An 18,229-nucleotide genomic window follows, 5' to 3' on the forward strand; every position below is an offset into this window, starting at 1 on the left:
AAACCGCCGTTTTTTGCGGCGCGCTGTCTGGAGCTGTCGGATGCGATCATTGCAGTGCACACGAGTTTTAGGGCTTGACACACTGTCCCATGGATTGTTCTTTTATGCAATAATATACAATCGACCCAGGGAGAGCCCGATGGCGCACGCGCCCGATGTCCACATTTGCGAGGTGGCCCCTCGCGATGGTCTTCAGAACCTGGATGTCTTCGTTCCCACCGACGCCAAATGCGCGCTGATCGATACGATCGCCGCGGCGGGCGTACGCGAGATCGATGCCGGATCGTTCGTCCCGCCAAAGGTCGTGCCGCAATTCGCCGACGTCGACGCGGTGATGGCGCATGCGCTCACACACAAATCTGCAACCATTGGCGCGCTGGTGCCGAACCCGAAGGGTGCCGAGCGCGCCATCGGCGCTGGCGTCAACGCCGTTTATTTCGTCATCTCGGCCAGTGAGACACATAACCGCGCCAATGTGCGCCGTACGGTCGACGAGCAGATCGAGGGATTTCGTGCGGTCCGCGCCGCGATCGATACCCGGCCGGTGGGGCAGCGGCCGCAACTGATGGGCGCGATCTCCACCTCCTTCGGCTGCTCGCTGGAAGGCGAGGTGAGCGAAGCAGCCGTGTGCCGGGTTGCAAGCGCTTTTGCCGAAGCCCGTGCCGACGAGATCGGGCTTGCCGACACCGTGGGTTATGCGACTCCTAGATCGGTCGGGCAGATCGTGACCGCCGTGCGGCGCGAGGTCGGGCCGCAAATGACGCTACGGCTGCATCTGCACGATACGCTCGGTGCCGGCCTTGCCAACGCCGTCGCCGGCCTCGAAGCAGGCATCCGCCGTTTCGACGCCGCGGTGTCCGGCCTCGGTGGCTGTCCCTTTGCTCCCGGTGCGCGCGGCAACATCGTCACCGAGGATCTCGTGTTCATGCTGGAGCGCATGGGACTTTCCACCGGCATCGACCTCGACCGTCTGATGCAGACCCGCGAGATTCTCGCCCGCCATATCCCGGCAAAACATCTGACGGGGCATCTGCACGAGGCCGGCGTTCCCAAGGTCCTGCGGAGCGCGGCATGACCATGGCTGCGCGTGAGACGGCATCGGAGCTTCGTCCGTTGGCAGGCCTTCGTGTGATCGAGTTCAGCCAGATGGTGATGGGGCCGAGCTGCGGCCTGATCCTCGCCGATCTCGGCGCCGACGTGATCAAGGTCGAGCCGCCCAAGGGCGACCGCACCCGCTATTTCAAAGGGCCCGCCGCCGGCTTCTTTGCGACCTACAGCCGCAACAAGCGCAGCATCGCGCTGGATACGTCGACCACGGAAGGCCAAAAGATCGCGCGCAAACTGATCGAGCACAGCGACGTCCTGATCGAGAACTTCCGGCCGGGCCTGTTGAAGCGGATCGGCCTCGATTACGAGAGCGTCGCGGCCTTTGCACCACGCCTGATCTATTGCTCGCTCAAGGGCTATTTGCCCGGCCCTTACGAGAACCGTCTCGCGCTGGACGAGGTCGTGCAGATGATGGGCGGCCTTGCCTACATGACCGGCTTGCCCGACCGTCCTATGCGCGCCGGTGCTTCGGTCAACGACATCATGGGCGGCATGTTCGGCGTGATCGCGATCCAGGCAGCGCTCGCCGAGCGGCAGCGAACCGGCCGAGGTCGCTACATCCAGAGCGCGCTGTACGAGAACAACGTGTTCCTGATGGCGCAGGCCATGATGTGCGAGGTGGTCAGCGGCCAGCCCTCGATCCCGTATTCGATCAAGGACAGCCCGTGGCCGGTTTACGACCTCTTCGATACCAGGGACGGCTCAAAACTGTTCGTCACCATCGTCGGAGAGGAGCAATGGGAGGCGTTCTGCCGCGCCTTCGATCGCGAAGCCTGGCTCGCTGACCCGCGCTTTGCGACGAGCAATGACCGCGTCGATCATCGGAGCTGGCTGATTCCCGAAATCGCGAAGATCTTCAAGCAATGGGACAAGGCCGATCTCGCCTCGCGGCTCGAGCAGCTGGATCTGCCCTATGCGCCGGTGAACAAGCCCGGCGATCTCTTCGATGATCCGCATCTCAACCAGTCGGGCGGCCTGACCGACATTCGACTGCCTGACGGCGGCGAGGCCAAGACGCCGCTGTTGCCGATTTCCATGGACGGAAGGCGCCTGCCCAACCGTTACGATCCTCCGGGGATCGGTGAGCACAGCGGCGAGATCCTGCGCGAGATCGGCATGTCCCCGAAGGACGTCGAAGCGCTACGCCAGGCAGGAACGATCAAGGTCGCGCCGTCCTGACTGATCGGCGCAATCGAACAAACAGGGAGGAGGAGCACATGAGCATTACCAGGCGTCAGGCGCTGATCGCGGGCTCCGCATGGGGCGGCGCGTCGCTGCTGCCGGGGCAACTGCGCGCCGAGGACAAGCAGGTCTCGCTCGCGTTCGGGCCCGTCTCGCCGGTCTACGCCATCGGCATGATTGCGGAGCTGAAGGGCTACTTCAAGGACGAAGGGCTCGATTCCAAGCTCATCACCGGCAATGCCGGCACATTCGGTCGTCAGACGCTGGCGGCGGGACAGGCGCTGTTCGCACATGGCGACGCCAGCCATCCGCTCCAGCTCGGCGCGCGCGGCAAGCCGTGCAAGATCCTGCTCGCCACCGAGATGGTGTGCTCCTATGCCAGCATCATGGTCCGGCAGGACCTCTACGAGAGCGGTATCAATTCGGTCGAAAAGCTCGCGGACTACAAGCGTCCGGACGGCGCCAAGCCGATCGTCGCCGCGACCGCCATCGGGTCGGGCACCTGGGTGTTCGGCACCTACGTGTTCGAAGCGCGCGGTCTCGGGGGCAAGATGAACTGGGTCGCGGGCGGCGGGACCAACACGATGTTCCCCTCGCTCCAGACCAAGCAGTTCGACGCCATCATGGCGCCGCCGAGCTGGATTGTCGAAGTCGAGAAGAAGGGTTTTGGCAGGACGATCTACGACACGTCAAAACCCGGCGTATTCGAGAGGGATTTCGGCGGGACGCTGCCCGTGCTCGTGATCTATACGCTCCAGGACACGGTCGAGCAGGACAAGGCGATGGTGCAGGCCTATGTCAACGCGATCTACCGCGCCATGGCGTTCGTGAAGGCGACGCCGCTCGCCGAGGTGCAGGCGCTGGTCACGCCGAGATATTTCTCGGGCAACGACCCCGACGCGGTCAGTGCCGAGCTCGGCTTCGACAAGTCGACCTGGGCCTATGACGGTGTCATCGACAAGCCCGCGTTCGAACGCGGCGCCAAGCCCTGGTACCGCAAGGGAACCGATATTCCCGAGACCAGATACGAGGATGTCGTCGAGATGAGTTTCCTCCAGGCCGCCAGGGCGAAATACAAATGATCGCCGCGCCAGGCCAGGGCCGCGCGCTCGCGCGAGACGAGGATCAAACGGCGGCGGCGCGCACCCGCATTGCCGTTCAAGGTCTTGCCAAGCGCTTCAACGCGTCCGGCCGCGAGTTCGTGGCGGTGGATGACGTGTCCTTCGAGGTCAAGCAGGGTGAATTCGTCGCGCTGCTGGGCCCGTCCGGCTGCGGCAAGAGTACCATTCTCAACATGGTGGCGGGGCTGTTGCCGCGCTCGGGCGGACGCATCTTCATCGACGACGACACCGTCGAGATCGGCAAGGTCAACCCCAGGGTCGGCTATGTCTTCCAGCGTGACACGCTGTTTCCCTGGCGAACCGTGGAGCAGAACATCGGCTATGGGCTGGAGATCGCGCGGCTCCCGAAGACCGCGCGCGCAGGGCGCGTCGCTTCGGCGGTCGAGAAGGCCGGGCTCGCAGGTTTTGCGCAGAGCTTCCCGCGCATGCTGTCCGGCGGCATGCGCCAGCGCGTCGCCTTGATGCGCACGCTGATCTTGGAGCCCGAGATCCTGCTGATGGACGAGCCGTTCGGTGCGCTCGACACCCATACCAAGCTGGAGATGCACAAGACGCTGCTGGAAATCTGGGAGCGCGAGCGGCAGACCGTGCTGTTCGTGACGCACGATCTCGGCGAAGCCCTGACACTGGCGAGCCGCATCATCCTGCTTTCGGCGCGGCCCGGACGTCTCAAGGAAGACTTCGATGTCGCCATCCCGCGGCCGCGCGATCCCGTGGCCGTGCGCGAGACCGCCGAGTTCGGCCGCCTCTATTCCCACATCTGGCATTCGCTCGGCGAGGAATTCCGCCGCACCAGGGCCGATTGACCATGTCCAACAGCCGCACCGCCATCCTGTTCTGGCAACTGGCCATTCTCGCCGCTGTTCTCGTCATCTGGCAATGGGGCTTCGAATGGAGCAAGGCGCTCCTGCCGAAGGGCTACGTGCCGAAAATCCTCGATCCCTATTTCGTCGCCAAGCCGTCGCTGATCTGGCAGAGTTTTCTGCGGCTTGGCTGCTTTGCCGATGCGAGCGGCTTTGCCGCCTGCATCAAGGGCAACGACAACAATCTGTGGCTTGCGACGCTGGTCACGCTGAAGAACACCTGGTGGGGCTTTCTGTTTGGTTCGGCGAGCGGTATCGCGGCCGGCCTGATCCTCGGCCGTTCGGATTTCCTGGCCCGCGTGTTCGGGCCCTATATCGTGGCGCTCAACTCGATACCGCGCATCGCGCTGGTGCCGCTCGTCATCCTGATCTTCGGTCTCGGCGATCTCTCCAAGATCGCCACGGCCTGGCTCGTCGTGTTCTTCGTGGTGTTCTTCAACACCTTCGAAGGAACGCGCGCCGTCGACCGCGACCAGATCGCTGCCGCCCGTCTGCTCGGTGCCAGCGAATTCACCGTGCTGCGCACGGTCGTGATCCCGTCCGCGCTCGCCTGGGTGTTCGCTTCGCTGCTGCCGGCCGTGTCTTTTGCGCTGATCGGCGTCATCGTCGGCGAATTCATAGGTGCCGAACGCGGGCTCGGCAAGCTCATCATCGAAGCCGAGGCGCGGGCCAATGCCAGCGAGATGATGGTCGCGATCTTCGTCATGATGTTCGTCGGCATCCTGCTGGCGATCGCGGTGCGCTCGCTTCAGTCCTACCTACTGCGATGGCAGCCGCAATTCGAGCCTTCGGTATAGGGCCGATCGGACCCGGCATTAGATCTGCGATCGTGGCTGGCGAGACCTGCGGCTTGTCGGAAAAGATGAAGTTGGAATCGTCGAGCGCCAAGGTCATCTCCGGGGACGTCGTCGCGCGTCTCGGAGTCCTCCCCCAGAACATCGCGGGCGGCGATACCAATCCCGCCCTCAAAAGGGGCACAATCGATGGGGACGCGCCTTGCGCAGCCAAGACCCGCGGTCTCTGAAGGATAGCATTAAGATTGGCTTGGCAGCTGTCTCGCGGCAGGACCAAGCGGGGGCCAACCTAAGCGAGGCGACCGCACGTTTGGATTCAGCCCGCTCGACTTTGGCGGCCCTCGAGCGCCAACTGGGATATCTTCCAAATGTCTCAAAAGCACGAGACTCGGACTAGCTCAAAGGAAGCGAGGACGTCGAGCTCCGCCTCATCCTAGGCGGAGATTTTCTGCGGCTTGTTTGCCGCTGCGGTTCGTCATCACCTCGTAGCTGACCTTCGCGCCTTCAACGAGCGAGGTATGGCCGGCCTTCTCTACCGCCGAGATGTGCACGAAAACAACTTTGCCACCATCATCCGGCGCAATGAATCCATAGCCTTTCGTCGGGTTGAACCACTTAACAGTACCTAACGCCACGTCATTTTCTCCAAAAAAGAAAAAACACCTTCTCATCTAAATCAATCAACGACCCTGCGGCAAGTCTCTGCGCGAAGTGGCAAGGAATCCGTTGTGTCGCCTGGTCGTGGGTCTTGGACAGAAGGACAATGCCCGGCGTTATCGTCGTGCGAAGTACAAGCACCTTGAAATGGGCCGACATTCAAGAACGACGACGCGAAGGTCACATTTTCCTCGAAAACCGCGTGCTAACTGTCGCCTGGTTGTCGCGGCCGGATGTACGCCGTGGCATCACGGGAGCCCCGGCCTTCATGCTGGGGTTTTTCGTGTTCGGCGCGAGCCGATTCAAGATGCCTTCGGTGCAGCTTGATTTGAGTTGGATCATGACGCGTCGTAGCACCACTGCGACAATTCTGCTTGGATCTGCTGGAACCGTCCGAGGCAGAGCGAAAAGCCGAATAGCAGGCAGACATGGCGCAGAATATTTACGACGATCCCGATTTCTTCGCTGGCTACAGCCAGTTGCCCCGGCAGGTGCATGGACTGGACGGCGCTCCTGAATGGCCCGTGATCCGGGCTATGCTGCCCCATCTGGGCGGGAAAAATGTCGTCGATCTGGGATGTGGCTTCGGCTGGGCCTCGCGCTGGATGCGGGAGCAGGGCGCGGCCACGGTTCTTGGTCTCGATCTGTCGCAGAACATGATCGAGCGTGCCAGGGCGGACACAGCGGACACAGCCATCGAGTATCGCATCGCCGATCTCGACACACTGGACCTACCTGAGGCGGCTTTCGACCTCGCCTACAGCGCACTGACCTTTCACTATGTTCAGGATTTTCGCCGCCTCGTGCGGGTGATCCGCAAGGCACTGGTTCCTGACGGGCATTTCGTCTTTACGATTGAGCATCCGATCTTCATGGCAGCGGAACATCCGCATTGGATTTTCGATGAGGAGGGCCGCAAGACTTGGCCGGTCAATCGATATTCCGTCGAGGGTGAACGTCGGACGGATTGGTTCGCTAAGGGCGTTCTGAAGTACCACAGGACACTTGGCACTACGCTGAACACGCTGATCGGCGCGGGCTTTCAAATTCGGCAAGTCGAGGAGTTTGCCCCGACACGCGAGCAGATCCAGCAGGTGCCGCAATTGACCGAAGAACTGGAGCGTCCCATGATGCTGATTGTGTCTGCGTCCACATCGATCGCCGGTAGTGCTTCGAAGCCTTTGTAATATCCGGTCTGACTAGAACATTTCGATCAACTATGTGGAGCACCTTGTGCTCCGCATGAGCCAGAAGCGGGTTCGCGCGACCCACCATCTCAAAAGCTGGATCACTACGGCGCAGCCGTGAACCTGTACGTGGACCCATTACAATCTTTGTCGTGTCCATGAAGCCTCGCGGACAGCGCCAGCGATCGCGCTCGGCGTCATGGGTCGGGTCGGGGTGATCGGTATTTCGTTGGCGCGCAGCGCAACCAGATGGCTGCGCTTGAAAGGATAGCGTTGTAGCTCAGGGAATGCCGGCAGCACATCGAGCGATCGAGCTCGTGAATCGGTGTTGTCTTTCGACCCGAGATGATGTCCGCGGGCCCTGCGCGCCATATCGAGTCCGCACCAAGGGCAAGAGCGGCCTTCGCTCACGCTCCGCACCATTGCCTCTCGACCTTTCGGCGTCAGTGGCACATTCTTGTGGGTATCCATTCGTCTCTCCCCACCGGCAGCCGCCCTCACTTGGTGGGTGGATTGAGTCCGACCCTGGTCTAGTTGGCCTTCAAACTGACGGCCGCCGCCCCGGTTTATAGCCTGGTCCTTGTCTTAGGCCAGAGCGAATTTCAACCAGAGATTAAGGCCGTGATGCACGATCCGGATGCGTCGGCCCTGCGATCTTTGTCTGGCTTTTCACAGCCGTGTACAAAAGCTGTAAGATCCAAGACATCGCGCGCCGTGGCGCATGGCGAACTGTTTCAAAGCGTAACCAGGCGGTTTAATGCGCGAGGAACGCTGGCATGGTCATTGCTCTCGCTGCAGGCAACAACGGCGCTGGCTACTCCGCGTCTGGCGCGAGAGGAATGGTCCAATATGAGCTTGGTAAGGTCATTACGAATATGGCGCGATTCAACGGGTTTTCGGTTGATAAGATCGGGGCTGTAGGACAGGATGAACTTACCATGTTGCCCGCCGCCATTCAGTCGTTGTTCATGAACATACAAGGGACGGGGCGCGCCTTGGCATCGATCGCGAGCGTCTTGATGGTGCCGGTATAGGTGCCATCGTTGGTGCGGGTGAACGAACCGATTTGGGACATGGTGGATCTCGTGTGCTATGTTCAAGCCCACGACCATTGCGGCCTTGATGGCGATCTCTGAGCGCCGCAACGACTGACCCGCAGCCTCTTGGCCCCCAGCGTCAGCGGAGGATGGCGGGCTGAGCGATCTTGTTGCCTCGCGAGGAATGCCGCCGCTTAGCGGCAGGCGGAAGAAGATCGCGAACAAGCCATTGCGGGTAGAGGTCGGCGAGCGCAGCGAGCGTATTGTGGCGCGTGATCCGCCAGAAAAAGGCCGGTATGGACGCGGGCCAAACGGCACGCCCGGAGAATCGCCGGCGCCAGTCGGACACGCGTGACACGAATGCGCCCGGCACAACCGCTGACTGAGGTTCAGAACAGCAACCACCTCGACCATAGTCCAGCCTCCACATGCAGAAGGGGGCGACATGCCAACAGGTGTTTATGTCCGTAAGAACGCGGTCTGGGACCGATTGAAGGCGGGAATGGCCGCAGACCACGCGGCCGACTTTGCTCAATGGCTCCGTGGGCGCCATATACGCCACTTGCCATCGTCGAGAGGATGCGGCTGCTTGCAAGTTGGACGCACTGGGCGCGCGGGGAAGGTTGCACGCTTCCTGCGATCCGTGAGGCGCACGCCGCCTCGGTCGTCTTGATCGAAGCGGGACATCGGCCGCGCTTCCGCGGCGACCTCAACAAGGACGCGGTCGAGACGAGTGCGCCAAGCTGTTCATCGCCCACCTCGAGGATCAAGGTGTGATGACGCGATTGCCAACCAAATCGGCGGAGTCTCATCCTGTCTCGTTTGCTGTCGGCGCTGCTCTCCCCCTTTCCTGGCGCCTTAGTCGTGATGGTGATGGATCGGCCTATCATCTTCTTCAGACAGACTCGCCGGCTCTATCATGAAGTCGATCGCTATCGTACCGGCCTTCTCGAATTCCAGCGTTCCTTTGACCATCTCTCCCTCTTTAAGTGCGCCGTGTAGTCCCTCAAACAGGATCCGCGCCCCATTGGGCTGAAGACGAACGAAACCACCGGGCTCGATTGGGAAGCCCTGATCTTGCGCGGCAAACCTCGCTGGCCGAGCGCCTGCAACGACTTTCTGCAAGATTCCTTTCTTGCCGGAAAGTGATGCCCCGAGCAACCGATCTGGCGTCGCGCCTCTGTTCTGGATTTCAACCACGTAGGCTGTCGTTGCGGCGTGGGTCATATCCTTGGCCGCGACCCAAGGATGTTGGATCAGGAGTGCTCCGCTCTCCAACTCATGACTGGCGGCGGCACTGCTGACCAAAGCCAGGATGGCAACAACACGGACCAACGGAAGCAACGCCGTTGCACTTGCCATCAACGTCGCAGGTTTCCAACGCATCATGGGCCTCCTCTGTTCGCGTTTGCGCTTGCCACTCCATGTTCGGAGAAGGCGATCACGAACCTGTGTCGCAATTGTCCCTTTTGGATCTTTCCGGTCGCTGAATGGGACATTTCGGCAACGGAGTTGAGGGTCCTCTTTCGTCACCATCTTACGACTTTGTTCTTCTGACGTTCGAAATGAGAAGTCTTCCTATGCAACGGGCGCCGTCCGGGCCAACCAAAACAGCCGAGGGGCCGGTTATCGATGCAGGAGCTGCTCTCTGCGAATTGGGCATTCTCCGCCTGCTTGCGGACCGACAGATCACATGAGCAGAGGTGATCGCTGTATCCGACCATTGTCACTCGCCTCAAAGCCTCGGTCGTCAGACAATATGACCGTTTAGGGATCGCCGATGGACGCTTGCGGATGGAGTAGCCACGAGACGTCTGTAAGCACGGTCGGGGAGACAGCACGCTGGGCGCACGAATCATCAGCGCAAGTCCATCTGCGGTTCTGATTTGTAGACAGATTGGGCTCCCTGAAGACCGCCGAGATTGGTCGCCCTGCAATCCGCCGTATGACTCCAGCCGGCCCCTTTGGATGTGGCGTGCATCAGCTGATGGTTCGAATGCCTTGCTGCCACCCAAATGCCAACAGGACCACAGACTGCGCGGAGGTTGATTGTCGGGTCCCTTGTCATGGCCTGTCATGCCCTGAGATCTTGCCGGCCCCAGACCGCTCCCGTCATAAGTGAACGACGGGGTGTCCCGAGTGAGTGTCATGCTTACCGCGAGCTTCAGTCACCGAAGCAAAAAACGAGCCAGACGGCATGCGAAATGATAATCTACTTGCACACTAATGATCATGAACGCCTCTCTTGTTTATCTCTGGTTCGGCTCGGAGTTGCGTCATGGCTTCGACCAATTGGGAGGGCGAGGCCAACCCATCCGTCTCATCCGAACGCCAGCGCGCGCGCACGAACCCGAATCTATCGATGAGAAACTCGATGATCGATGGCGGCAAATCGTCGTCATGGAAGCCAGGGTTACTCATCGTGCGCCGATAGAGATTCCATGCAGCGGCAATACGATGATCCAGGTCGAACACGACACAGACATTTCTCAGAACGCCGGCAGACGCGATCTTTTCGGAAGGAGACGGCAGCACCGCGACGATCACTCCACCTGCTCGCGCAATGTCGCGCTCATGTTGCATCAACTGATCCAGGTGCTGCATTCGAGCGCCATCCCGGAAGATCGACACAAGCTTTGCGGACCCATCGCTCCCCCCTTTCGAGTTCTCTGTCGGAGCGACGCCGCTGCACGTCGGAAAGTCGATCGCGTGCAGCCACGGCTGCCCCGCCGCGATTTCGGGGCCCAGAACTCTTGCTTCATAGCCAAGTGATAGAGCCATCACATACTCGACTACCCGCCAACGGTCCATGTCCGAGAGACGGTCGGCAAATCCCGGCATCGCCGAGGATGGGAAGCCATAGCTCACCCACCAGTACATGTCTCCCATCGTATGATCGCTCGTGTGCGGCGCGGTGAGATCGGCAGGCGGCGGCTTCAAATCATTTGCCAGCGGGCCATCGCCTCTGGCCCTTTGGCCGTGGCATGCTACGCAATTTGCGCGGAATACATCGTATCCCTGGCCGATCGCTTCCGCGTCATACGGCACTGGAACTGTCGCGTAGGTCGATGGATAGGCCGGGACTGACAACGCAGGCAGCGCGAAAGCACCTCCGACGCCAACTCCAGCGGCAGCAATAATCGTCGCCCATCGCCACATTCCCGCGCGGCCGAGCACAAAGGCGGCCATACTCCCCACAGACAGCGCAACGCAGCCGCCAATGGCCAGACGGCGACTTCCCGGAATCGTCCGCCACGCAACCGCTGGATCCAGACGAAACGAAAGCGGCCAGATTATCTCGACATGTCTTGATGGAACCGCCTGGGACAGGCCCCCTGCAAGTAGTATGACCAGACATGCGAAGGCTAGCTCGGTCTTCAAGACCATCGCCAGCGGCGGAACTGATTTCTCGGACTTTAGCAACGGCAAGAGCTTCAGCCGGACAAACGCCGCACAGATCAGGGCCATGCCGACACAGGCGAGCTTCCCCATTATGAGCCGGCCATACTCAGTCGCCACCAAACCCGGCCAAGTCCCAACGTTTTCAATCGCTAGAGTTACGCCGGTCGCGACCACGAGCAACATCAGTGGCAGCGCAATGTTCGAAAAGCCGCTGAGCCGCCTCGACGGCCCTTCAGGCCTCGCCGCTGACTGGTGAGCCATTGCGACAACGAGGGCTGACAGTCCTCCGAACCAGAGCGCTGCTGCAACAACGTGAGCTATATTGATTACGAGGTCTGCAATAGTCCCGCCAGCCGCCGAGTGACTCGAGAACAATCCCATCAGCAGCGACAATACGCTGACAATCGCGGCAAGACCTGGCTTGTGCAGAAGTCGCAAGCTCGCGGCGCCAAGGAGCACACATCCAAGCACTGCAAGCTGAGCTCTCCCGAACCGGGTGCCAAGAATGATGAAGAGCACGTCGCTGAAGTTGATAGCCGAGGGCGGCTTACCAAGAAGCGCAACGGTCCGAACCGTTAAGAACAGGACACCAAGGGCGAATCCCGCGAATGCTGCGGTGGAAGCGATCGTCGTGAAAAGTGACCGGGTGCGGCTTTCAAGTCCATCGCGCCACAGCGCCAGACCCGAGCAAACCCCGCCGAAAGCTGCCGTGGAGGCAAAAGCAGTCCCTCGCGCAAGTGAGAGGACCGTTTCCATCAAGGTCCCCAGTAGACGAACTTAAACTTGCCTTCCGTACGATGCCCATCAATGGAGACAACGTTCCAACTGACGGTATAGAGCCCGGCAGAAAGATGGGGCAGCGAAATAGTCACGGTTCGTCCATTGTCGGCTAGCAAGGGCTGCGAAAGCCCTGACACGGCTTTATCATCGCGAAAGAGGGTGACATTGATGAGCAGCGGCTCAAGCGCTTCGGTGAAGGAGAGGACGATTGCCTCGATCGGCGCTGAAAATCGACTGCCATCTTGCGGCGTCGAGCGCATGAGATGCGCATGAGGGAGGACTGCACTCGGCGTTCCGATCAGCGCAGCCATCAGCACAAACACGAACCTTTTCATTGAACTACTCGCCTTCACTTCTCGCTCGCCGCAGGTAGATTTTGGGCTATCGCGTTTCGTCGCCAGGTCCATAGAAACGTTCCGATGGCGGCTGATACGAGGACCAGACACCAGGCCAAAAGGCGTATCAGACTCCAGCCTCGTCCCACGTCGAACGGAAATTTCGCCACGTTTCGCTCGCCATTCTCGATCGCCACCATCCCGATATATCTGCCGGCTTGCTCGAAATTGACGTCGATCTTGATCGTTCCGTTCGGATACTTCTTCGGCGGAATGTAGAGGATGCTGGACGGCGTATACATCGTGTCCCCCGTTCGGGCGCCATCATCTCGAGCCAGATTCACGCTGACCGGGATGTCTCGAAGGGACTGGTCGACGAAATCGAGAACGATGATTGTTCGCCCGACCTCCGGTATGTCCTCACAAAATTCGGCTCTCGAGCTCTGCGGCTGATAGCCAGTAAAATGCATGAAATAGCTGTCCACTTTCAGCTTGCATTGGTCAGCCTCCATGGACACCGCTCCGTGCGCATGACCTTCGCGGACGGCGGCAGGAATAATGTGAGCGACCAGTGCCATCACCCGCGCGGTCCGGAACGCCCCTCTTCGGCTCGCAGCCGTTCGCGCCTGACGTCTTCGCAACATTCAGACACCCAAACCCTACTCGAGTTCGGTGAATACGGGCACGATTGGTCCGCCCATCTCTGCTATGACGCGTTCCCCATTTGGGGCATAGAGGAGCAATAACCCGCCGAACTTGGAGTCCACGTCGGTGAGGAAGCTGACAAGTCGCTCCAATTCCCACACGGCGTCCGTTGCCTCAACGCGCACCTCTCTCGTTTCACCGGGATTGATCGGCGTATCACTGCTGAGCTTAAGGCCCGTGCGTGCGATGAGGTCTGTTGGGTAGGACGGATCGACATTGGCCATTGCCACTGGGAGGCTCTGATTGAGGAAACGAATGTTTGCCGTCGTAAGCTCGCCAATCGAGAGAGGTTCTGACCCTTTGTTGGTTATCTGGGTCGCCAACCTCATCGAACGGCCTGGCACGTCATAGGTCGCCGATATGATCTTGATTTCTGCGTAAGCAGGGCTTGCCGGAAGCGGGGCGACCCTGTTCAAGCCGCTCTGGAGGGGCACATTGTATGGATATTCCGCGCTCGCCCGGACATAGCCACCGAAGACCATGACAAGAACAATCGCCGACACAATGATCCCAGCTCCAGTGTCTCTCAACGAAATCAACAAATCCTCCCGCCCCTTCTGCAGGACAAGCCATCGAGGTAGAATCAGCGGTCGAGCCAGCCAGAACGACAACCAAGCCGCAGCCACAGCCAGCCAAGCCAAATGCCATCCGACCGCATGAACCAGCCCGAACGTCTGCAAGTCCTCGATCTGCAGACCGGTCATCGTCTTGATCGGAAATGCGAACGAATGCGCCTCACCCGAGATGTTGACCCATTGCCCCGGTCCGACCAACGGACCAGAGCCCTTGATCGAGATCGAGGGATGAATGTGGCTACTGCCCGGTGTGCGCCCCTCAAGAACCATTCGAAACTCATAGTCTCGGCCAAGTTCCAGCCTCGCGAAAGACTGCCTCGCTGGCTCCCCGTTGAGGTATGTTTCGATCCTGGCAATGGTCGGCCCCGGCGATATGCTTGATACGAAAACGATGTCCGGCGGGGTCACTGCATCCGGCCAGTCCTGCATCAACCTGAATTTTCCCGTCAGTTCGAAACGTTCGTTCACCTTCACGTCAGTTTTGGAGAAATGAACATCGTAGAACTGCACTGTTCTGGTCCTCAGGTATGGCTCCTGAGCGCGTTCGCCATGAGCCGCCGCATGAGACACGCCGGCGATGAATGCGACGCAAACGGCAGCGAATTTGATAAGCTTCAGCAGCATGCCTACAGTCCCCGTGCTCATATCCTTAGGACGCGACGCTGCTTTTTATACCCATGAAGGATTTGACAACATCGCTGTTCTTGAGGAATGTTGCCTGGGACGCAAAAAGTCCAAGCCGCCACCAAAGCTGGTGCATGAATATGCAGATGAAGCCCGCGAATGCCGCCGATACCCAACTCACCGAGCTACCGAAAGTGCGGAGGGTGCCGCGCTCAATGATACGCAGATACTCTGGCATGTTCGAACGCGGAAATGTGTAACCGATCATGTCGGCCAACGATGCGACCATTCCCTGGTGCTCGACAGGGAGATAGAACGGAGCCAATGCGGAATAGTTCGATGGCCAAAATACGAAACCGAACGCAAAGCCGCCGATGATGGATGTGAACAGGCTATTGCGAAGGACGATTAAAGTCATATCCATCAACAATGCCCCCGCGAGCGCCTGTGACGGCACGCCTTCCGTGAAGGGGAAACCTGTCCATATCCACCAATTCGCGTAACGACCGATCCAGGTGGCAATAAGCAACACCGTTGCGCCAACCGTCGCACCGATCGGCAAACGAAAGTTGACCCAGAAGATCGCCTGCAGGGCAGCAGGAAACATGATCATGGAGACAGGCATGACCAGGGGCCAATACTGCCGGTCTTTCCAGTCGACATACATGTCCCAATCGCCGACCGTGAGCATAACATGCAGATGGATTGCTCCCGCAAAGATAGTCACCACAGCCGCCACGACGAGGACGTCGAACAGGCGAGAGTATCTGGCTGCACTGGGCGTTAGACCAGAGACAGAAATGACCGTCTCACCCTTCTTGTCCTTGAAGCGGGTATTCTCTCTCGGACTCGCCGCTGCATCGATGTCGGCCATTGAGGTCACTCTTCCCTCGCCGCTGGGGTTCACTTACTCTTCCCGGAGATAGGTCGCCGTCCAGAAACGGTCGTTGGCTTGTATCGTTGTCGCTGCGCTTCCGGACGGCACTTTTCCGACGCGTCGCGAAACGGGTTCGCGTCCGTCGGGCTTCCCGCAGCATCCTGCTTGAACACGAGTGGTATGAGTTCTCTGAACCGTTCGACGATCTGCATCAAAACGCCCGCCAACGCGAGTGCACACCATCCAAGAACGACGAAACCCCAATGCAGCGGATGCGAGAAGATTTCCTCAGTCAGCCAGTAAGCATGTCCCCATTCGTTGAAACCGAGATTCGGCAATATGAGGAAAGGCCCCACTACAGCAATCGCATGCATAAGCGAGACCCCCCTGCAGAAGGCCGGGATCCGGGTCATCGCGTAGACAAAGCTGCCGACCCCAAAGAAGAGATAGATCGGGATGGTCGCATAGAACAGAATGATGTGACTGGGGGTGAGCGGCGTGTCCCTCAGGGTCGTCTGATGCCAGACGCCATCTCCATCGGCGAAGAAGCTGCCCGTCCAGAAGATGCAGAAGCTGTACACGACGAGCCACATGGTCAGATAGAAGTACCTGCGCAACTCGGTCTCGGGCGTGACGGTCTCAATGCTCCTATCACGCGTCAGGAAGAGATACGACCAGCAGAGCACGCCCGCGCCGTATAGAACCGGCAACTCGATTCTGAAGAGCGTCATCCAGTATCGGTCAAATTCCGGCGAGTTCGCATCGAGCCCCATGGAGAAACCAAAAGCCTGCTGATACAGACGCGCGCTGATGTACAGAATCGTCAGCGCGACCATCGCAAACGCGAACAATCCATAATCAATATCAAAGGTCTTGATGACCGTGACATTCGCCCTGCGAGGTAACGCATCGCCAGACATTTTTGCTTCTCGACTTTATCCTAACAAATATCGACACAGAGGCACTGACTGATCGGCTGGGGAATCCAAGACGCATAGCCGCTCAGCAGGGACCTGCACTTCGGCCTGCACGGCGGACCCGCTCTCCGATGAGCACGCATTGGTGCGGAATGCCCGGCCTGATGATGGAGTTGCCAAGCCGTCGGCAGCCGGCCAAGGATGAGTGCATATCCCGCTCGGTCATTCAGTGCGTCTCCACGCGTAAACATCCTACCCCTGCAGATAGCCTGAGGACGTTCGGTCAGATGGAGATCGCCTCGAGCAGGCGGTTCTGCATCCTCCTAATCTGCACGAGGTGACCACAACTTCGTCGTTCAGTTTCGGCTCTGTCTACTTCGTCCATCATCGCCTTACTCAACCACGACGAGGCGGCTTGAGCAGCTACCAGATCAGGTAGTGTCAGACCACGTCGGAGCCTTGCAAGCCTGACGGCCATTGATGCCCTTCGCTCCAACGGGCCTTTCATGCCTCGCACGCACGTGGACGGTCGCCATCGCCGATGATGAGAATGATCGAAATGTGATCGGAATGTGAAATGTTCAGTTTGGCCAGCGCGGCCTGGAGTTCAAGCCAACTCTCGTGTGAAGCTCGCACCAAGCATCCTGAGCATATCGTGTCCATTTAGTGCCGCGTAGTGGTCCGCCGCATTGGAGGCAGCGGGTGGGCTTCTCATCGCAAATCTCCGCACTGACAATGGTGGCAACCTAAGAGATCCCCTTTTGTGCCCACGTGGAGAGCCAGCCGACGGAGTCGGGCTATCGCTGTACGCCAAGCGGCTGGACCGTGGCCGCTTCTTCTGGCCAGCGACGTTGGATTGCGCGACGGCGATCAGGGTGAGGACCATAACTGAGCCGAGGCTGAACTGCTTCAACTGGATGGAAAACAGGAGCACGGTGATCGCGGTCGGGCGCGGGATCAGGCGGTGATTGCGGTTGGTTTCGTTCGTTGGCCCACAGGTCGCGCCGTCTCCGAATGGCTCGAAATCGAGTGAGATTGACGGCCTGCCGGCGATTCCCTGCTGAACGCATCGAGCAAGGGCTATTACATCTGTCTCGTGCGGCAGCTCTCGGGCGCGCAGAGCAACGAGGCTGCCGCGGCGATCATGTCGGCATGCCGCGCGTCCAATCCGCTTTGATTCGCCCGCTCAAGCCGCCTTCGGTACCTGCGCGAGATCCGCGATCAGATCCGACGGGTTCTCGATGCCGATCGACAGCCGGATCGTGGAATCGAGCACGCCGATCTTTTGGCGGATGTCGGCGGGCACGCCGGAATGGGTCATCGTCGCCGGCAGGCTCGCAAGCGACTCGGTGCCGCCAAGGCTCACCGCCAGCTTGAGGATCTGCAGCGCGTTGAGGAATTTCACCGCCCCGTCCTTGCCGCCTACGATGTCGAACGAGAAGGTCGATCCTGCGCCCAGGCATTGCCGCGCGAACACACGCCCCGAGGGCGACTCCTGCTCGTGATGGCCGAGATAGTGAACCCTGGCGACCTTGGGGTGGTCGCGCAGATAGCTCGTCACCAGCCGCGCATTCGCATCGGCCTTTTCCATGCGCAGGCTCAGCGTCTCGAGCGAGCGGTTGATCATCCAGCACGAATGCGCATCGAGCTGGGTGCCGATGGCGCCGCGCAGCGCCTTGATGCCCTTCATGATCGCCTTCGATCCGAGCGCGGCGCCCGCGATCAGGTCGGAATGGCCGCCGACATCCTTCGTTAGCGAATACAGCGACAGGTCCGCGCCGTGCTCGATCGGCCGCTGAAACACCGGACCGAGCAGCGTGTTGTTGCAGGCGATGATCGGCGTGTGCCCCTGGGCCTTGCCGACGGAATCGGCGATGCGGCGGATCATCGCGATGTCGACGAGGCCATTGGTCGGATTGGGCCGGGGTCTCGATCAGGATCATCGAAACCCGCCCCCTCCCCATCGCCTGCTCCGCGGCCTGCCTGACTGAGGCTTCATCGATGCCGTCGGCAAAGCCGACCGCGCCGATCGACAGGCGCGCCAGCGTGTTCGTCAGCAGCGTCTC

At 60.0% G+C, this 18,229-nt stretch carries 16 protein-coding genes and 1 pseudogene; 6 read left to right on the plus strand and 11 right to left on the minus strand.

What is annotated here, in order from left to right; translation table 11 throughout:
* The first annotated feature begins 139 nt into the window (after positions 1-139).
* Genes A5906_RS22995 through A5906_RS23015 form a run of 5 tightly spaced genes read left to right on the plus strand, consistent with a single transcriptional unit; the run spans position 140 to position 5,070 of the window.
* Positions 140-1,075: a hydroxymethylglutaryl-CoA lyase gene (locus tag A5906_RS22995; RefSeq protein ID WP_080137585.1), complete on the plus strand. Its 936-nt coding sequence runs from the start codon at positions 140-142 to the stop codon at positions 1,073-1,075.
* Positions 1,072-2,286 carry a CaiB/BaiF CoA transferase family protein gene (locus A5906_RS23000; RefSeq protein ID WP_080137586.1) on the plus strand — a complete coding sequence of 405 codons (1,215 nt, stop codon included), beginning with the start codon at positions 1,072-1,074 and terminating at the stop codon, positions 2,284-2,286. Before A5906_RS22995 ends, A5906_RS23000 begins: the two co-directional genes overlap by 4 nt.
* A 38-nt stretch (positions 2,287-2,324) precedes the next feature.
* The gene (locus tag A5906_RS23005; protein WP_080137587.1) at positions 2,325-3,371 is read left to right on the plus strand and encodes an ABC transporter substrate-binding protein; all 1,047 of its coding nucleotides are present in this window, start codon (positions 2,325-2,327) and stop codon (positions 3,369-3,371) included.
* Complete coding sequence (locus A5906_RS23010) at positions 3,368-4,216, plus strand: ABC transporter ATP-binding protein (RefSeq protein WP_080137588.1); 849 nt, start codon at positions 3,368-3,370, stop codon at positions 4,214-4,216. The genes A5906_RS23005 and A5906_RS23010 overlap by 4 nt, the downstream gene beginning before the upstream one ends.
* A gap of 2 nt (positions 4,217-4,218) precedes the next feature.
* Positions 4,219-5,070 (plus strand): ABC transporter permease, encoded by an 852-nt coding sequence (locus tag A5906_RS23015; protein WP_080137589.1) that lies wholly within the window; start codon positions 4,219-4,221, stop codon positions 5,068-5,070.
* A gap of 425 nt (positions 5,071-5,495) precedes the next feature.
* On the opposite strand, the gene A5906_RS23030 is transcribed toward A5906_RS23015, so the two are convergent.
* On the minus strand, positions 5,496-5,702 hold the full coding sequence (locus A5906_RS23030) for a cold-shock protein (RefSeq protein ID WP_167523450.1): 207 nt from the start codon (positions 5,700-5,702) through the stop codon (positions 5,496-5,498).
* Positions 5,703-6,152: 450 nt separating this feature from the next.
* Between A5906_RS23030 and A5906_RS23035 the strand changes: the two genes are divergently transcribed.
* The gene (locus A5906_RS23035; RefSeq protein ID WP_080137592.1) at positions 6,153-6,911 is read left to right on the plus strand and encodes a class I SAM-dependent methyltransferase; all 759 of its coding nucleotides are present in this window, start codon (positions 6,153-6,155) and stop codon (positions 6,909-6,911) included.
* Positions 6,912-7,049: 138 nt separating this feature from the next.
* On the opposite strand, the gene A5906_RS41610 is transcribed toward A5906_RS23035, so the two are convergent.
* From A5906_RS41610 to A5906_RS23095, 10 genes and pseudogenes are all read right to left on the minus strand, one after another.
* A complete protein-coding gene (locus A5906_RS41610; protein ID WP_136615432.1) occupies positions 7,050-7,382 on the minus strand; it encodes a hypothetical protein in 333 nt (110 codons plus the stop codon).
* A gap of 484 nt (positions 7,383-7,866) precedes the next feature.
* Positions 7,867-7,986 carry a DUF736 family protein gene (locus tag A5906_RS41615; protein WP_245326862.1) on the minus strand — a complete coding sequence of 40 codons (120 nt, stop codon included), beginning with the start codon at positions 7,984-7,986 and terminating at the stop codon, positions 7,867-7,869.
* An 820-nt stretch (positions 7,987-8,806) separates the two neighbouring features.
* Positions 8,807-9,337, minus strand: coding sequence for a copper chaperone PCu(A)C (locus tag A5906_RS23045; RefSeq protein ID WP_161495418.1), 531 nt, complete (start codon positions 9,335-9,337; stop codon positions 8,807-8,809).
* A gap of 834 nt (positions 9,338-10,171) precedes the next feature.
* Positions 10,172-12,106, minus strand: a complete 1,935-nt coding sequence (locus tag A5906_RS23050) for a CopD family protein (protein ID WP_080137595.1) — start codon at positions 12,104-12,106, stop codon at positions 10,172-10,174.
* Positions 12,106-12,465, minus strand: coding sequence for a copper resistance CopC family protein (locus A5906_RS23055; protein WP_161495419.1), 360 nt, complete (start codon positions 12,463-12,465; stop codon positions 12,106-12,108). The genes A5906_RS23050 and A5906_RS23055 overlap by 1 nt, the downstream gene beginning before the upstream one ends.
* Before the next feature lie 14 nt (positions 12,466-12,479).
* Positions 12,480-13,046: a hypothetical protein gene (locus tag A5906_RS23060; protein ID WP_136615434.1), complete on the minus strand. Its 567-nt coding sequence runs from the start codon at positions 13,044-13,046 to the stop codon at positions 12,480-12,482.
* A 78-nt stretch (positions 13,047-13,124) separates the two neighbouring features.
* Positions 13,125-14,369, minus strand: a complete 1,245-nt coding sequence (gene amoB, locus A5906_RS23065; protein WP_161495420.1) for a bacterial ammonia monooxygenase, subunit AmoB — start codon at positions 14,367-14,369, stop codon at positions 13,125-13,127.
* 25 nt (positions 14,370-14,394) lie between these two features.
* Positions 14,395-15,243: a methane monooxygenase/ammonia monooxygenase subunit A gene (locus A5906_RS23070; protein ID WP_080137599.1), complete on the minus strand. Its 849-nt coding sequence runs from the start codon at positions 15,241-15,243 to the stop codon at positions 14,395-14,397.
* A gap of 29 nt (positions 15,244-15,272) precedes the next feature.
* Entirely contained in the window at positions 15,273-16,166 is an 894-nt protein-coding gene (gene amoC, locus A5906_RS23075; RefSeq protein ID WP_080137600.1) for a bacterial ammonia monooxygenase, subunit AmoC, read from the minus strand.
* 1,183 nt (positions 16,167-17,349) lie between these two features.
* Positions 17,350-18,229, minus strand: a pseudogene (locus A5906_RS23095) (PLP-dependent transferase); the annotation flags it as partial.

It is taken from the genome of Bradyrhizobium sacchari (genome assembly GCF_002068095.1).
In the GTDB taxonomy this organism is placed as follows: domain Bacteria; phylum Pseudomonadota; class Alphaproteobacteria; order Rhizobiales; family Xanthobacteraceae; genus Bradyrhizobium; species Bradyrhizobium sacchari.

What these genes read in the sequence shown, in the direction of transcription:
- A5906_RS23045 (WP_161495418.1), bottom strand. Translation starts at nt 9,337, where the DNA reads ATGATGCGTTGGAAACCTGCGACGTTGATGGCAAGTGCAACGGCGTTG.
- A5906_RS23050 (WP_080137595.1), bottom strand. Translation starts at nt 12,106, where the DNA reads ATGGAAACGGTCCTCTCACTTGCGCGAGGGACTGCTTTTGCCTCCACG.
- A5906_RS23000 (WP_080137586.1), top strand. Translation starts at nt 1,072, where the DNA reads ATGACCATGGCTGCGCGTGAGACGGCATCGGAGCTTCGTCCGTTGGCA.
- A5906_RS23005 (WP_080137587.1), top strand. Translation starts at nt 2,325, where the DNA reads ATGAGCATTACCAGGCGTCAGGCGCTGATCGCGGGCTCCGCATGGGGC.
- A5906_RS23070 (WP_080137599.1), bottom strand. Translation starts at nt 15,243, where the DNA reads ATGGCCGACATCGATGCAGCGGCGAGTCCGAGAGAGAATACCCGCTTC.
- A5906_RS22995 (WP_080137585.1), top strand. Translation starts at nt 140, where the DNA reads ATGGCGCACGCGCCCGATGTCCACATTTGCGAGGTGGCCCCTCGCGAT.
- A5906_RS23035 (WP_080137592.1), top strand. Translation starts at nt 6,153, where the DNA reads ATGGCGCAGAATATTTACGACGATCCCGATTTCTTCGCTGGCTACAGC.
- A5906_RS41610 (WP_136615432.1), bottom strand. Translation starts at nt 7,382, where the DNA reads ATGGATACCCACAAGAATGTGCCACTGACGCCGAAAGGTCGAGAGGCA.
- A5906_RS23055 (WP_161495419.1), bottom strand. Translation starts at nt 12,465, where the DNA reads ATGAAAAGGTTCGTGTTTGTGCTGATGGCTGCGCTGATCGGAACGCCG.
- amoC (WP_080137600.1), bottom strand. Translation starts at nt 16,166, where the DNA reads ATGTCTGGCGATGCGTTACCTCGCAGGGCGAATGTCACGGTCATCAAG.
- A5906_RS41615 (WP_245326862.1), bottom strand. Translation starts at nt 7,986, where the DNA reads ATGTCCCAAATCGGTTCGTTCACCCGCACCAACGATGGCACCTATACC.
- amoB (WP_161495420.1), bottom strand. Translation starts at nt 14,369, where the DNA reads ATGCTGCTGAAGCTTATCAAATTCGCTGCCGTTTGCGTCGCATTCATC.
- A5906_RS23010 (WP_080137588.1), top strand. Translation starts at nt 3,368, where the DNA reads ATGATCGCCGCGCCAGGCCAGGGCCGCGCGCTCGCGCGAGACGAGGAT.
- A5906_RS23015 (WP_080137589.1), top strand. Translation starts at nt 4,219, where the DNA reads ATGTCCAACAGCCGCACCGCCATCCTGTTCTGGCAACTGGCCATTCTC.